11 protein-coding genes and 1 pseudogene are annotated in these 16,096 nt (G+C 42.5%); 4 read left to right on the top strand and 8 right to left on the bottom strand.

Features of this window, described 5'->3' with window-relative positions:
• Window positions 1-132 precede the first annotated feature (132 nt).
• The 6 genes from GTQ43_RS16530 to GTQ43_RS16510 form a co-directional block, all read right to left on the bottom strand.
• On the bottom strand, window positions 133-1,872 hold the full coding sequence (locus GTQ43_RS16530) for a Dyp-type peroxidase (protein ID WP_265273831.1): 1,740 nt from the start codon (window positions 1,870-1,872) through the stop codon (window positions 133-135).
• A 401-nt stretch (window positions 1,873-2,273) separates the two neighbouring features.
• Window positions 2,274-4,028: a DUF262 domain-containing protein gene (locus tag GTQ43_RS16525; RefSeq protein ID WP_265273830.1), complete on the bottom strand. Its 1,755-nt coding sequence runs from the start codon at window positions 4,026-4,028 to the stop codon at window positions 2,274-2,276.
• A 391-nt stretch (window positions 4,029-4,419) separates the two neighbouring features.
• Window positions 4,420-4,539: a VOC family protein gene (locus GTQ43_RS41755; RefSeq protein ID WP_414859118.1), complete on the bottom strand. Its 120-nt coding sequence runs from the start codon at window positions 4,537-4,539 to the stop codon at window positions 4,420-4,422.
• A 122-nt stretch (window positions 4,540-4,661) separates the two neighbouring features.
• Window positions 4,662-5,198 carry a GAF domain-containing protein gene (locus tag GTQ43_RS16520; protein ID WP_265273829.1) on the bottom strand — a complete coding sequence of 179 codons (537 nt, stop codon included), beginning with the start codon at window positions 5,196-5,198 and terminating at the stop codon, window positions 4,662-4,664.
• A gap of 383 nt (window positions 5,199-5,581) precedes the next feature.
• Window positions 5,582-6,292 carry a diacylglycerol/polyprenol kinase family protein gene (locus GTQ43_RS16515; RefSeq protein ID WP_265273828.1) on the bottom strand — a complete coding sequence of 237 codons (711 nt, stop codon included), beginning with the start codon at window positions 6,290-6,292 and terminating at the stop codon, window positions 5,582-5,584.
• Between the two features lie 59 nt (window positions 6,293-6,351).
• The gene (locus GTQ43_RS16510; protein ID WP_265276472.1) at window positions 6,352-8,136 is read right to left on the bottom strand and encodes a DUF3685 domain-containing protein; all 1,785 of its coding nucleotides are present in this window, start codon (window positions 8,134-8,136) and stop codon (window positions 6,352-6,354) included.
• Window positions 8,137-8,280: 144 nt separating this feature from the next.
• Here GTQ43_RS16510 and GTQ43_RS16505 point away from each other — a divergent pair, with 144 nt between their 5' ends.
• Complete coding sequence (locus GTQ43_RS16505; protein WP_265273827.1) at window positions 8,281-11,334, top strand: pentapeptide repeat-containing protein; 3,054 nt, start codon at window positions 8,281-8,283, stop codon at window positions 11,332-11,334.
• A gap of 45 nt (window positions 11,335-11,379) precedes the next feature.
• On the opposite strand, the gene GTQ43_RS16500 is transcribed toward GTQ43_RS16505, so the two are convergent.
• A complete protein-coding gene (locus tag GTQ43_RS16500) occupies window positions 11,380-11,826 on the bottom strand; it encodes a Fur family transcriptional regulator (protein ID WP_265273826.1) in 447 nt (148 codons plus the stop codon).
• Between the two features lie 568 nt (window positions 11,827-12,394).
• Window positions 12,395-13,360, bottom strand: a complete 966-nt coding sequence (locus GTQ43_RS16495; RefSeq protein ID WP_265273825.1) for an AraC family transcriptional regulator — start codon at window positions 13,358-13,360, stop codon at window positions 12,395-12,397.
• 91 nt (window positions 13,361-13,451) lie between these two features.
• Between GTQ43_RS16495 and GTQ43_RS16490 the strand changes: the two genes are divergently transcribed.
• The 3 genes and pseudogenes from GTQ43_RS16490 (at window position 13,452) to GTQ43_RS16475 (ending at window position 16,062) form a co-directional block, all read left to right on the top strand.
• Window positions 13,452-13,979: a cupin domain-containing protein gene (locus GTQ43_RS16490; RefSeq protein ID WP_265273824.1), complete on the top strand. Its 528-nt coding sequence runs from the start codon at window positions 13,452-13,454 to the stop codon at window positions 13,977-13,979.
• A 12-nt stretch (window positions 13,980-13,991) separates the two neighbouring features.
• On the top strand, window positions 13,992-15,050 hold the full coding sequence (locus GTQ43_RS16485) for an NAD(P)-dependent alcohol dehydrogenase (protein WP_265273823.1): 1,059 nt from the start codon (window positions 13,992-13,994) through the stop codon (window positions 15,048-15,050).
• Between the two features lie 27 nt (window positions 15,051-15,077).
• Window positions 15,078-16,062, top strand: a pseudogene (locus GTQ43_RS16475) (aldo/keto reductase).
• The last annotated feature ends 34 nt before the right edge of the window (window positions 16,063-16,096 follow it).

Below are 16,096 nucleotides of genomic sequence, written 5' to 3'. Positions count from 1 at the left end.
TAATTTTCCTAAGAGTCTACAAACCCCATAATATCGATCGCTGCTTGATTCGCGCTGGCATTCATTGACAGACAAAAATTGAGAAGTTTGCCATTCGATGCGATCGCTATCAATGAAACCCCACAAAATCCTTTAGTTAGTCAGTACATCCTTCAAAGCAGAAATCGACGGTGCAAAGAAGTAGCCGCCACCAGTAGGAATTACCCAGTCTTCAGGTGCAGTTAACTCCTTAGTTTGAGGTTGATCTTCCTTATCCTCAAGATGGATAAAGAATTTGCGTGTGCGATCGCTACCTGGTTTGTTATTTTCACTTTGACCAATAATTGGATCGTGACCTAGAGTTAATTTACCTTCAAACTCGTGCCCGGTAGCAGCCTCCTCACTGAAGTTTGCATTATTAACCCAAAACTTGGTTACAAACTCAAACTGGTCAACAATTGAAGTCTGATAAGCCAAAAAGTGTAAACCGCGATCGACAAAATTCGGATCTGGTTGCGGATTGTTCGGCGTTGAAGGAGACACAGGGCCATAAGGAATGCCGCGACGAAGCAAACGGTGTGTTTGAGTGGTCACTTCACTGAGGTCAATCTCTTCGGGCCCTGGGCCTCCACCTCCTGGTGTTTTGTCGTTGCGTGGATAAGTCTTGCGGGTATGGGCAATAAACGGGCAGCGCAAACCCGTTGCATCATCAGAAGGTGGAACTACATCATTTTTAAAGAATTTTCCCTCTGGTGCATCATCCCCGTTAAATTCAAAATTATTGTTGCCATTGTCATCATTACCCAAACTTGGGGCATCTTCTTCCGGCGTGCGGACAGTGGGAGCGCCACTAGGCCAGCGACCGATTAATTTTGCACTTACCTTTCTGGGGTCAGCATTCAGGTCAGCAGCAGTATAGTTTAAAAACTGGTGGAACTTAAACACATCTTGACGCAATCGGCGGAATACAAGGTAAGAGCCATCATTTGCCCAGTGTAGTCCCGCCGAAACAACCTGACCTTTGCTATCTTCCAACTTATGAGCTTTATCGTTTTGCCCCTCATAGCCAAAAACAAACTCTCCTGGCCACAGAAGATCCTGTCCGGGTTTGCCCTGGTTTGGGTTCTCTGGGTTTTGTCTGGGGGTGAGAAGTTCTTTAGGATTATCAGAAACCCTGCCACGAATGCCAGGTTGTGATATTCCGTCTAGGTTGCCGAAATGCTCGTGTCCAGATAGTGGTTGAGGCAAATTGGCTCCCTCTTCAAGGAAGGTAATTCTGGCTCCGCTACTTTTTGCGTTGCCTTTTCCGTCTGTAAATGTCACAACGCTTTCCAAGATCCGCGAAACTTCTTCTAGTAAATCTGCGCGATCGTCGCTAGCAATGATGAAAATTACATCAGTTTTACCATTATCTGGCCCACCTACAACCCAGCCAATAGGCTTACCATTGTTGTCTACCGGATCGTTAAGTTCAGCAGCCTTTGCTGCTAGCCCAGCTTTAAAGGATGTATCTGTAAATGAGTCAGCGTCATTTGTTAATTTTTTCAGTCCTTCAAAGGAGAAAGCTATATTAACCCAGGTTGCCTTAACAGCGCCTTCGCGACCTCGTCGCTGTCTGCTGGATTTGAATAGGCGGTTGAAGGCAATCACTTCTGAAGCGGTGGCAATGAAATCAATCTGTGACTTCAGCCACTCTTTAAAGGCTTTTTGATTTTCAATTTCAAGGAACAAAAGCGCTTGATAATCTTTATTGAATCCGCCTAGAATGTTGCCTTGAATGTTATTGACATTGAGAATAGGCTCATTAGGCGCAGGGATGTGGAAGAATTCGTTTGTCTGTTGACCTTCTAACGGATAAGGAGCAGGTGCTTCACGAATTATTTGTTGTGTCATGATTAAAGTCCTATTGATGTTAGAGCCTATTGGCTATTCCAGAATGGAAGTATGAAATCAGGTATCTCTGATGGGAACCTGTGTTAACTTATCGGAGGTAAATAAAGGATTTATGCAGCAAGTCTACCTATATTTCATGCGTAGGAAGATTGCATTATGTAAATAGTTTATACAAATTGCAACAAATTGTAGTACGGGGGGATTCAGCAAGAGTTTTGTATGTCTCCCCCAACTCTGTCACACGCAAAATTGAAGAAAAATAATTTTAATTATAATACCATAGGAATCATATTTGATTTTTGAACAAAATTAGATATTGTAGGGGAGCCAATACGTTGCGGAGGTTCCCTACGTTGTAGCAACTGGCGTTGTGTTAGAACGTATTTTGTAACAGCCCTGAATCATATCACCATATTTTTTAGTCGGGTTTTTAACAATTCCTTTCGCTTTGCTATAAATATTTTGAAGTCTGATATGTCAAGGCTTTCATCAGGTATGAGTTTTTCTGCTTTGTTAATACATTTTTCAGTTACCCAGTCCTTAAGGGGAGTTGCACCTTTCGATGTATTTTCCCATTCGTTAAGAAGTTGAAGATTGGCTATTCCGTTCCAGTTGCAAGGGTCTGAATAAAAACCAAAATCCTCATCTGTCTGAAAGTCTTTTCGTTGTATGCCTTTAAAATAACTTGCAGGATGCATATGGTCTTTGTGATATTTAGAACCAGCGAAGTTTAAGTGAGAATAAAATAATGATAAGATAGCAAAACAGTCAGGAGCATCTTTTTGGGTTACTAATAATGCTTCAATTAATTCGTCGTCAAGCGAGATATTTTTTGCTGGATCAGCTTTAAAATCATTTTTAATTTTTTCAAGCGGGAAACATAGTTCCTTTGATGTGTCAGCTAATTCTGATTTAATGACTTTACGTAAACTTGAAAGCACTGTGTCTGATTGTCCACTAAAAACACCTTTTAATAACGACAAACAAAGCCACTTTTTGATTAGTTCTTTGTCCAAATTGTGTTTAGTAGTGTGATTAATATCGGTTTCTATTTTTCTATAATATATATAGTATATAATTGGGATAACAGCATTTTTTGCTGTTAAATTTTGATTATTGAAACCTAAGTTTGAAAGCAATATAAAGCTTTCAATTATACTTTTCTTAATTCTGTCCCAATTCTCTTGAAATATAGTAACGCTACTTCGATCAAAATTTTTGATTTGAAATTTAATATTATCATTGAATAGAACTAAGCAAGTTTTTAAAACAAAATCTTTGCTAATTAAAAACCCCGGACTGGAAATTCCAAAAACCTGATGTACAACATCAGTTATTTCCTTTCTTGCATTCAATTCCCAATTTGCAGTTGTAATTGACATAAGCAAATCAGAAAAGCTTAGAGGTTCGCCACCGCTATTAGTCCGAATAAAAATATCTAATACGGTATCTATTTCTTGAGTTGTTTCAAGGTAGTAATTTATCAATCGCTCATTGAAAATTACTTCGTAAAGTTTTCTTATAGTCTGTTTTGTAAAATCTCTTTTTAGCCAGCCTTTACTATCAATAAAATTATCAAGTTCATCTTTACTTTTAAATCTTAAAATATCGTTTACACGATACCATGTTGAATTTTTGTCAGATGATTTTTTATCATATTCATATTTGGTTAAAAACTGGAAATTATACATCATTTGTCTTTCATTTTCTTCTGGCAAAGCCTCAGAAAGGTTTAAATACAGATGTCTTGTTGGCATAGCATCTTCTGTATCTCTCCAAAACTTTCTGGGTAACTTATAAGCGTAAGATCCTTTAAGTCCAATATAAATACTTGTCAGTCGTTGTTGTCCATCAATAACTGCATAAAAGTCTTTATAACCTTTCGTATCAATATCAGGATTATCTTCTTTAAAAAAATGACGATATTCAGTTAGAAACTGGTAAAATCTGAATTCGTTTTTGATTTTACTTTCTTTCACTTCCCAAAACATAAATGAGTTGATTGGATAGCCCCTCATTATGCTGTCAAAAAGCACTTCTATTTTTTCGCTACTCCAAACGAATTTTCTTTGAATCGCTGGAAGCAAATAAGTTCGATCAACGATGCGGTCAATAGCATCTTTAATTGTAATGGGGGCGGCAAATCCACTGGACATATTTTTTACCTAATTTCCTTTCTGTATTAGCAACTAACTAATAATTGTTCAGTAGCTGCTGTATAAAGCATTTAATTAACCAGAAGCTAACTTAGACAAGGTTTGTATGTCAACTTCTATACATTAATTTTTGAGGAAAAGCTTTACTCTCTAAGAAAATTAGTATTGATTTTTGTCCAAGCGATCGCCAACCCAATCAATCGCGTCTAAGAGGTTGAATAAACAAGTATTTCGCTGTGACTTTAGGCACTTTTAGATCCCCCCTAACCCCCCTTAAAAAGGGGGGAACCGGAGTCAAAGTCCCCCAATTTATCGGGGAATTTAGGGGGATCTGGAACGTTTTGCTACCAAAAAGAGGACTTTTCAAACAACCTCTAAGGCAATTTGTTACTTAGCCACTCACCAAAGACACCAACACGCCATTAAGATCGCGGACACGAGCAATTGTTTGTCCTCCAGGGTGGGCTTTCGGAGCATCTAATACTTTTGCACCTGCCCCGATCGCTCTCATGTAAGCACTACCAACATCAGGTGTGATAAATGATATCTGAATTAAGGACGGTGGTTGTGTAGGATCGTTGGGATGAAAGCCCTGGGTAAAGTATCGTGTAGACGCGGTTTCTAACCGCCCTTTTAACTTTCTAGTATGTAAGGGGCTGTTGCTAGAGTTCGTGCCCCTGCTTGCATCATTTCTATATCTGATGGCGACCAATAATGAGGCCCTTGACAGTGATGTGCTGCTAGCAATCCCCATAATCCTCTCGGAATCAAAATTGGTACAACTAGGTTGGCACGAACCTGCATATTGCTAAGAAAATCTCGGTGACAAGGCTCGATTGGCTCTAATTCAATATCAGCGATCGCCTTTACTCGTCCTGCCAAGTATAAAGCAGCATACTGATCGTTAAAACAATTATCTGGGCCAGTGGAACCCAGTATTGAGAATTCTGGAGAACTCAAAGATTCAAAAGTCACTTGACCTTGCCACTGCCCGTAAAAATAATACAAGACCACCCGATCAACCTGAAGCAATTCTCTGAGTTGATTGGTTGTTTGCCTAACTAGCTCATCGCGCTGCATTGTTTTCACAAGGCGAGCAAGCAATTTTTGCAAACCCTGTTCACGGCGATTATGACTCTGATTAGATTCGGAGTGAGGATGAATTTGCACGGTTTTAAAATAACGACTAAGTAAATGCTGCCGGATTTATATAGTAATTGATTAGACCTCTACTTAAATAGATTCTTGCATTTGTAGCAATAATTCAATTTTAACAAAAGATAATATTAGTCACCCTCTTTAGTGAATTAAAAATAAATTATTAAGAAATTATAAATTTTAATTTAGGCGAGAGAAAAATCTAGGACTAGCCCTTTCAAGGTGAGTAAAAATTTTGCTCAAAAAATTCCTCTTTAATCTCTTAACTCTGTGTTCTCTGCGTCTCTATGGTTAAATAAATTACTTTTAAACCGCAGAGGCACAGAGAGCGCAGAGAGAAAAACAGAGATTTTACGAATCACCTTGAAAGTGCGTAAGTCCTATTTCTGTTTTGGTTAAAATATCTGCATCACAACCCATATAACTCCCGCAGTTACCAGAGGCACACTGAGGTTATCTGTGCCGTGGGGTGAAACTGCCTCTGCGAAGGTTGCGAAAGTAGCAGTTACTACTGCTGTTAATAAAGCCCATCCTAAACTTAAAGGCGTTGCGAGGGGACTAAGTAAAGAACCAGGTAGCAGTAACAGCACTAAGAAAATCACTACTGTACTCGCTATAAACATTGCTGTTGAACCCTCCCAGGAACGAACAGAATTTCCCACTTGGTATTTATGCTGTCCGAAGCGTCTGCCAATTAATGCTGCTAATGCATCACCCCAAGTCATCGCCATTACCGCAGCTACGGCGATTGGGGCATTATCTACAGGCCCTTCTGGTCGCCAAAGTAACCCGAAAAGCAGTGTTACTGAGATAGCAAAATAAACTGTACCAGGTGAACTATCCTGAGTATCCATTGCGCCGATGATACGGTAGCGGTATAACAGGTAGTTGAGTCCGATAAAAGTCGCAAAAGGGATAATTCCAATTTCCCAATGCTTAAACAGCAACAGGATGCCAAAAACCCACATCCCTGCACCGATATGAATTACCTTGCGAGTCAAATCTGGTTTTACACCAAATAACTTACGCAGTCCCTCGGCAATGACAAGCAGACTTGTAGCATAAAGATAAGAAATTAGCAGCCCGATAAAATTATTGTTTGTCATAATAAATTGGGAATTGGGTATTAATTATTTCTCCCGTGTCTCCCTCATATCCCTCATCCTCATTTGGGGCGATCGCTATTTCGTCTCAGATTCTTTTCTAAAAACGAGACGCTACCAATACCTTGAAGAATACCACGACCGATTAAACCTAAGCCCCGACCTATTACTTGGGTGAGGATAAAGACTATACCGCTACCTACAAAAGCTAATAGCGATTTTAAACGCGGTGCGATCGCATCACTAAATTCTAAAAGCAATGTCACCACTAATGGAATATTCGAGAGTTTGACTAATTCCTCATTTCGAGGAGCATAAACTGAAGTCTTGGCAATACCACGAGGCGCAATTACAAATAGATCGTAACGACTCTCAAAAATAGCTTTTGGCTCATTTACATAATTTTTTAACCGATACTTCCACGACAAATCATTTCTAAATCTTTCTATCTCTCTTGTAGAAATAAATTGGCGGTCATATAAATTTTGTTTAATTGCTTCTACATCTGCTAAAGAGTTTAACAAAGGTTGTGCTACCCCATTGGCTATTTGAATCAACAAGTTCTCTAAAATCATCAATGCTTGAGATTTTGCCTCATCACTCACTGCTGGATAATAGCCATTATCAATATACAATTCTGTTTGAAATAAAAGATAAGAATACAAGTCAATAACTAGAGGTATTCTATTAAGAATATCCATTCGGACAATTTCTGAATTTCGCATCAATAAATTAACAGTTTCTATATTCTTATCACCAATTTTTATTCGAGAAAATTTACCAAAAAAATCTGTGATTGCTACTTGCCATAAATCACGTATCAAGGTATTCTTTAACTCATTTAATTGATTTGTATCGATTTGAGAAGCCCGTAGTTCATCTAACTGTTGAGCTAATTTTTGCAGAATCAAATAAAGTAATTCTCGTTTTTTATCTTCACGAAAGATGTCAATTTCTAAAGGCACATCTGTGACATTTCGTAAAGAGAACTGAAGTTTAGTAATGCAAGATGCAAATAATACAGATTGTAGTGTTCCCGGACTAAGTAAGGGAGATGACACAGTTTGTCTTTGCTGAATTGCACTACTCAATAAAGCAGTCAGAGGTAGCTCATCAGCAATGGGAATATCTTCCTGTTGCTTTTCTTGTGATGAAACCAACAATCGATTTAGCAACCAATCAGCTGCTAGCAGTTCTCGTTGCCGTCCAGCAAGAATTGCTCGATCTAGTACTGGTAATCCGGGAACTTGTAATTTTACTGTTACTGCGGTTAGAGTTGCTTCAATGTAAGCAATTCCTGACAAACGTAAATTATTTCTTAGTTTAAAAAAGGGGAGTGGAGAGACACGATTAATCACGTCTGTACAAGAATGAGGGGTAGAGATGCGATTAATCGCGTCTGTTGTGATTGTCTCTGTGTCTTGAAACCAATAGTCACCACCATCTGCAACTTCTTGCATGGCGGTGACTAATTCAGGAAGTGGTGTACCTTTTGGGCAGTAGCCATTTACACCAATAGATTTGGCAGCTAGTAGCAATCCTTGTTCTTGAACATTACTAAGGAGGAAGATTGGCAGGTTGGGATATAAGGCTTGGAGTTGGCGACAGAATTGTAAACCTAGCTGCTGGCTAGTGATGGAACGACCATTACCAAATTCCAAAACCAGCAAATTTACCTGTTTAGGGTCTTCTTGGGCAATTTCTGCTAAAATCTGCAAGGCAGCGGTATCAGTTTCTACAATTCCTACTACTTCTAAGTTAGGAATTCCTTCTAGAGCTACCCGTAATCCCAGACGAAAAATCGGGTCTTGGTCAATTAACAGTAATTTTAGAGGGCGATCGCTCATAGTCCACTCAATTAAATCAAGCACTGTTTTTTACCAATCAGAAAACAGCTTTGATACAAAACTTTGTCTTCCTCATTGTTACCTGTTTTCGCAAACTGATAAATCGATCATAATTGCCTTGTGCAGCCTTCACTCTGTAATTAAATGAACTTGAGTATTCGCCACTGGTTGGCAGAACGCTATATCGCAATCAATCAAATTAGAGGGTTTTCAGCAGGGAAATTGGCAGGTGTTGCTTACCGAATTGTTCAGGATATGGAAGTCAAAAGTCTCATGCCTTTTGATATCTGTACCTTAGTAGAGGTTTTAGAACTGCCTTTAGGGATTGTTTGGGAAGAAATCAGTGTTATTTCCCAGTTGACAGAAAGTCTGTTACGTAGTCTCAGCCAAAAAAAACCATTAAAACGTAATGAAGGAACGTGGCTAGCGTTTCAAATTGGCTATCTCCAAGCTTTGCAAGCAATTTTAGAGCAGGAAGCAAGCCTACAAAGACCGTGGTTAGACCGGGCAAGTATACCTATTCAACCACACATCCTGAAAGAAGAAGTGGGTAAACTCACCCTCCAAGATCCGCAGTTGCAAGGATTGCTAAAAACTCTCAGCCCAGGTAAATTAACCGATACTCAAGCTGAACAAGCATTGTCTCTGGTTGCAGATTCATTACTAGTACAACAACTAAATAGTGCTGCGATCGCTTGGTTCGTTGCCAATGGTGCAGAGGAACCTGAAGCTAAACTTTTAACACAGCGTTTAGTTAACTCACTTCCTGGGAACATGCTGGTAGTTGTTACTGAAAATGCTGCCCCTTTAGCCCAACTACAAAAATTCTTCCGTTTGGGGATTTCCTTGTCTCCAAGTTTGATTACTCCAGAAGTTGGTTCTACAGTCAGTGAGAAAATTGACTTGCAACGAGAACATTATCGGGCAAGTTTGATTAAAAACCTCAGTATGCCTTTGCTAATGGAATCCTTTGCTCTGAAGGATATCTATGTACCACAAAAAGGCTTACCAATAGAAGAAAGTATTTCTGAGCAGGATAAAAAAACTATTAAAACAGTTGATTTAAAGACATGGGCACAGCAACAACTAGCTGATTTAGAAACGATCGCTGTCATTGAGTCGGAACCTGGTTATGGAAAAACAAGTTTTTGCCAACTTTGGGCAGCAAACATAGCACAGGAATTTTACCCTACTTGGATGCCGATCGTAATTAAGTTACGAGAGGTAACTTATGGCAAAACTTTAATCGAAACCCTGAATTCTGCCTTTGGTGTGAATCTTTCAACCTGGTTAGAGCAAAAAAATCTCCCTTGTCTGTTGTTGCTGGATGGTTTGGATGAACTACCCCCTTCTGCTCAGGGTATCAGGGCAAAAGCAATTTTTATTCAGCAATTGCTAAACTTTCAATCTCAGCATAAACACAAAATTGTGTTAACGAGTCGGTCAACAACATTACAGGAAATTGCCCCAGAGATCCCGCTACCATTGAGGCGAATTATCATTCAGCCGTTGGATGTGGACGAACTCAAGCAATGGTTTCAGCAGTGGGCAAAAGTGCAATCGTTAGCGATCGCTCAAAATTTCTTTACATTCTTAAAACAGTCAGGCTTATTTGCCAACCAATCAAAGTCTTCCGAATTATCTCCCCTTGTTCGTCAACCCCTAATGCTGCATTTATTGGGCATTTTGCACCGCGACGGACTACTAGATGATGAAGTATTGCAATTAGCTGCTAATACTTCCAAGTCTTCTCTGTTATGGGAAATTTATCATCGTTTGAGTCGATGGTTATTAGGCTATCCGCTAACTGGTGGGATCAAAACGATGCTACTGCGCTCAGGATCGGCTCATATCCATCGGACTCCAGAAGCGATCGCTAATTTACTCGCTAATCGTCATCCCCAAGATTTACTTGAGCAGATGCAAGCGATCGCTCTCCAGATTTTACACTCGCAACATCATCAAATTAATTTGGCTGAGGAATTAAATCCGAATACCTTGCCAGCTTTTTATTTTAAAATTCAGGATTCCGATACTTCACGCAAAACCACACAGTCTTCCCTTGTTTTGGCGAATACCACCCAAAGGAATTTAATTGAGTTTTCGCATATTAAGTTAGGAGAATTTCTTTGTGCTAAGGCTGTGGCTACTGAGTTGAAATTACTGACTCAGTACCAAAATGAAGTCTATGGTACGCTCACTTTTGTGCTTGATTCTCCCAATAGTGTTGCCCAGCATATTTACAATTTACTGGGTTACGGGATACTTAGCCAGGAAATTGAAGAACTAGCGATCGCAATTTTGCGGCGAGAGCAAAAGCACAAATTTTCCTTTGAAGTTTTGTTGCAACGGCTTTTGTCTTTCTGGCGTGCTTACTGTCAAGGCTATTGGTTAGATGAAGGGATAGCCCACAAAGCTTTAACTCATTTCCACGCACTGCAAAACCCAGTAAATGTTGAACAAGTGAATGCTGCTGTAGGACTGAATGTGTTTTTATTGCTTTGTGCTTGCTGCCGAGAAACAAGAATACCTTTTTCACCTTGTGGGAATCCACTAAATTTAACAGAATTCAATCCAGAGGCTTTAAGTGCGCTAATTGCTAGAACAACAGTTTTACACAAAAGCGCCTTTGCAAACCGAATCAAATCTTTGGCTGGACTCAATTTATCGGGAGCCTCTTTGCTGCAAGTCATCTTAACTGGGGTAAATCTTGAGCAGACAAACTTATCCAATGCGGAGTTAATCGGGGTAAACCTCGCAGGTGCAAACCTCCAACACGCAAATCTCGCAGGTGCAAATCTCCAACACGCAAACCTCGCAGGTGCAAATCTCCAACACGCAAATCTTACAGGCGCAAACCTCCAGCAGACTAACCTGATGGGGACAAGTCTTAATTCAGCTAATCTCACCAACGCCTACTTATTTGATGCCATCATCGCTGAGGCTAACAAAAAATTAGCCGCTGATAATGGTGCCATGTTCTCCAAAGAGTCGTTTCAACTACTAAAAAATTTGCGATCGCAGCAGCCTTTCTTAAATACTGTCCAAATTACGACCAATATAGATAATAATTGGAACAAACTCCCTGCGATCGGAATAATTGAAAGCTCCGAAGGCACAATTTTACCAGTAGGTTTATATGATGACGATGATGCTGAGGATGAAACAGTTTTTGGCAACAACCCTATTGGGGAATAGGGAATAGGGCATTGGGAATTAGGGAGAATCTAACTCAGCACTGCCTTAACCTTCTTGCGGGTTACGGTAGCCAAAAAAGTTAATACTGTATTCAGTAATCCGTACTCCTGTTTCTTCTTCAATTTTGCGGATTAAATCTTCAGGAAGTTCCACATGGACATCAAGAATTTGATTTGTATCCACACAGTTTATATGACTGTGAGAGTCACTGATATTGCCATATAAACGTCCATCACAGCGTTCAATACATTCAATAATGCCCTGACTGGATAATGCTTCTAAATTTTGATACACAGATGTATGGCCGATTTCTTTACCTTGTTGGTTCAAGCGATCGTAAATCTCTCTAGCAGAAAGATGTTCATTTGCTTGCCAAAGTAATTCCAGAATAAAGCGACGCTGACGACTGACGCGCATACCCAAGATTTGACACCGATCTAGCGCATCTTCTAGAGAACGAATTGGTCTTGTAGAAATTGTTTGTTTTTGCATATTACAGCTTGTTAACTGTTGAGGGAATTTTCCCATTTAAATTTTTATTGGTTATTTAATATATGCGATAATATTGCACACCGTTGTTCTACCTGTACTTATGTTTTGGCTTGTGATGCTGCGGAAGTAACAGGTGGCGATAAATTAAATAATTATCTATTTTTTGCTTTTTGATGGCTACTTTGTCAGACCTTGATCTAAAACAAACTCATTACAACTTTAACTTAAAATTGCTATAAATGTCCATCTTGGGGCAGTCTTGCCTTTCCCAAGTAGCCTGATGCTAATGGCATACCATGTAAGCCGTGTAGTAATTGTTTAGTTAAACATGAGTATTTATCGCAATAATGGCAGTAATATCTGATTGGAAAAAGATCCGATCTACGTGAGTAGCGTAGGCGTAGCCCTCAGCAGGCATGGCTAACGGCTCATAGCGAAGCTATTAGCGAGATCGCTATCTATTCAGCACTATCTAGGACACAAAAACATTGTTGATACAGTGTGCTACACAGAACTGTCTTCACAATGTTTTAGCGATTTCTAGCAAGATTATGGCATTTTGAGGAGATCATATTGAACTAGCAGTCTCCCTAGCAGCCTCTCGCAGCCGTTCCACATCGCGCATTGGTGGGGCACCAAAGAGCCGCTTGTACTCCCGGTTGAAGTGCGAGGCATCGTCATAACCGACTCGGTAGGCAGCACTGGTAGCGTCAAGGTTTTCCCCCAGCATCAGACGGCGAGCCTCCTGGAGCCGCAGTTGCTTCTGAAACTGTAAGGGACTCATTGCAGTGACAGACTTAAAGTGATGGTGAAAGCCCGAAACACTCATTCCCATTTCTCGTGCGATACTTTCAATCTTGATCGGCTCGTTAAAATCTTTACGAAGTCGCTCGACGGCTCTGGCAATGTGGTAGGTATAGCCACCCAGAACTGCAATATGACGGAGCCGATTACCTTGTTCTCCTATTAGAAGTCGGTAAATAATTTCCCGCTTAATCAGTGGTGCGAGAACATGAGCTTCAGCAGGGGAATCTAGAAGCCTGACGAGCCGCACCACAGCATCTAACAGATTTGCATTCAACGGACTTACGTCAATGGCTTTCACACCAGCACTGCTACGCGATGAGGGATACCCAGCCTCGACCATCACTGAGCCAACGAGGGTGGGGTCAAGATCGAGGCGAAGGCTAAAGTACGGTTGCGCCTTGGACGCTTCCAGAATTTGGCTGACAATTGGCAGTTCAACCGTAGCTAGCAGATAATGCATCGGGTCGTACTGATAGCGATCGCTACCCAGAAGAACTTCTTTGCTGCCTTGAGCGATCGCACAAAAGGCAGGGATAGAGACACTATGAAGGCATTCCGAAGGCGAGGAGGCGCGGTTGAAGTGCAATCCTTTCAGTGGCTCAATCGTCCCATCATGACGAATTGCACAGGCAATTCGCTCAGTCAGCTCGTCTCTGTGGGCTTGCGCTCTGTCTGCCTCGCGCTTTGCCTGCGGGTCGTTCATTAAATTGATATTGGCAGCGTTCATTTCTAAATTTGCAGGATTGTACAACAATCTTAGACGATCGTCCTATTGCTTGCCCTTCAAAATGCCTAAGATGAAGCTAAAGCAATGAAAAATGATTTCGGCTTCTTATAAAGATTCTGGATTTTTATTCAAGATAAAACTCAGTTTTGATTGGGCAAGAGACTGCCTACTAGCTACCAAACTGACATTAAGTAAAGGAATTAACAAAATGGACATCAAAAGAAGTGGCTCACAGCCTTCCGCCAAAGGTCCGGCTGAGTATTTTACTGGCACTGTCCGCGTTGACCCCCTGTTCGAGGCACACGATCCAGCACGCACGTCTGGAGCCAGTGTCACATTTGAACCTGGCGCTAGGACAGCATGGCATACCCACCCCTTGGGACAAACCCTAATCGTGACGGCTGGCTGTGGTCTCGTACAACGCTGGGGCGGTGCGATCGAGGAAATTCGACCGGGGGACACAATCTGGATCTCGCCGGGTGAGAAGCATTGGCACGGTGCTACAGCAACCACGTCTATGACGCACATCGCCATTCAGGAATGGCTCGACGGTAAGCCCGTGGACTGGCTGGAAAAGGTCAGCGACGAACAATACCAGATGCCAAAAGTAGACAAATAGGAGCATCAATTTATGTACAACACGAAAGCTTATTCCGCAGCCAGTGCAACATCACCTCTGTCCTCTACCAAGATCGCACGGCGCGATCCAACTGAACACGACGTGCAGATCGAAATCCTCTTCTGCGGCATCTGCCACTCCGACCTCCATTCGGTGCGTAACGAGTGGAGCAGCGTTATGTCCACTGTCTACCCAATTGTCCCCGGTCATGAGATCGTCGGACGTGTCACTAAAGTCGGCTCGGCAGTTACCAAGTACAAGCTAGGCGACCTCGCCGCGGTCGGTTGCCTGGTTGACTCAGATGGTACCTGCCCGAACTGCAAAGCTGGGCTTGAGAATTTCTGCTCGAACCAGACCCTCACTTTCGGCTCCCCGGACAAGCACCTTGGAGGTGTTACTTATGGTGGCTACTCCGATAGCGTCGTCGTCGATGAACGCTTTGTGTTGCGCGTTCCCCCCAACCTCGATCTCGCTGGAGCCGCGCCGCTCCTCTGTGCTGGGATTACAACCTATTCGCCCCTGCGCCATTGGGGTGTCACCAAGGGCAAAAAAGTTGGTGTGGTCGGTCTTGGTGGACTGGGCCACATGGGCGTGAAGTTCGCCCGTGCGTTCGGTGCCCACGTCGTCGTCTTTACCACCTCGCCCAACAAAAAAGAAGACGCGCTCCGCCTTGGTGCTAATGAAGTGGTCGTCTCCCGCAACGCCGACGAGATGCAGAAGCACACAGGCAGTTTCGACTTCATCCTCGACACCATTTCCGCCGATCACGACATCAACGCCTATCTTAACCTGCTCACCCGCGACGGCAACATTACCCTGGTTGGCGCACCCGCAAAACCCCTGGATGTCTCGGCATTCAGCCTGATCATGGCCCGCCGCAGTCTCTCCGGCTCTAACATCGGCGGCATCGCCGAAACCCAGGAAATGCTTGACTTTTGCGGCAAGCATAACATCACCGCAGATGTCGAAGTCATCCCCATCCAGAAGGTCAACGAAGCCTACGAGCGACTGCTCAAGTCCGATGTGAAGTACCGCTTCTGTATTGATATGGCATCCCTTAAATCTGAATAACCGAGGTGTAACCTCGAAGGAGTAATCATGCAAAAACGCAAACTTGGCAACAGCAACTTAGAAGTCTCGGCTATTGGGCTGGGCTGTATGGGGTTGAACCATGCCTACAGCCATACCCTCAGCAAGCAAGAAAGCATCTCCCTGCTCCAAGCCGCAGTGGAGCGTGGCGTCACCTTTTTTGATACAGCCGAAATGTATGGGCCATTCACCAATGAAGAATTGCTGGGCGAAGCGCTCAAACCCTACCGCGATCGCGGTAGGGTTTGCCACGAAGTTCGGCATCAAGGTACAGAATGGCAAGCAGGTGCAGAACAGTCATCCGTCAGCAATCAGGGAATCCGTAGAAGGTTCGCTGAAGCGCTTAAACACCGACGTGATTGATTTGTACTACCAGCACCGTGTAGATATCCAAGTGCCGATAGAAGACGTAGCCGGAACCATCAAAGACTTGATCGGTGAAGGCAAAATCAAACATTGGGGGCTTTCAGAAGCGGGTGTAGAGACCATTCGCCGGGCGCACGCAGTCCAACCGGTGACTGCCGTTCAGAGTGAGTACTCCCTGTGGTGGCGGCGTCCAGAAGAAACCTTGTTGCCTGTTCTGGAAGAGCTAGGAATCGGTTTTGTGCCGTTTAGTCCTTTGGGTAAAGGCTTCCTGACGGGCAGTATCAGCAAGGACGCAAAATTTGACAAATCCGACTTCCGCAGCATTGTTCCCCGGTTTACGCCGGAAGCTCTCGATGCCAACCAGTCCTTGGTGGATTTGTTGAAAGAGGTGGCAAACCAGAAGAAAGCTACAGCAGCGCAAATCGCCCTGTCCTGGATATTGGCGCAAAAACCGTGGATTGTGCCCATTCCCGGCACGACCAAATTGAGCCGCCTGGAAGAAAACATTGCGGCAGCAGATATCGAACTGACGCAGGACGAATTAAAGAGCATCGACGAGGCATTGGTGCAAATTCTAGTGGAAGGCGATCGCTATCCAGAAGAGTTGGAAAAGCGCACAGGATTATAGACGGAATCGCCAACCATAGAACTTTAACCCAAAT

The organism is Nostoc sp. KVJ3 (assembly GCF_026127265.1).
GTDB lineage: Bacteria > Cyanobacteriota > Cyanobacteriia > Cyanobacteriales > Nostocaceae > Nostoc.
This window is presented reverse-complemented; position numbering and strand designations above follow the sequence as displayed.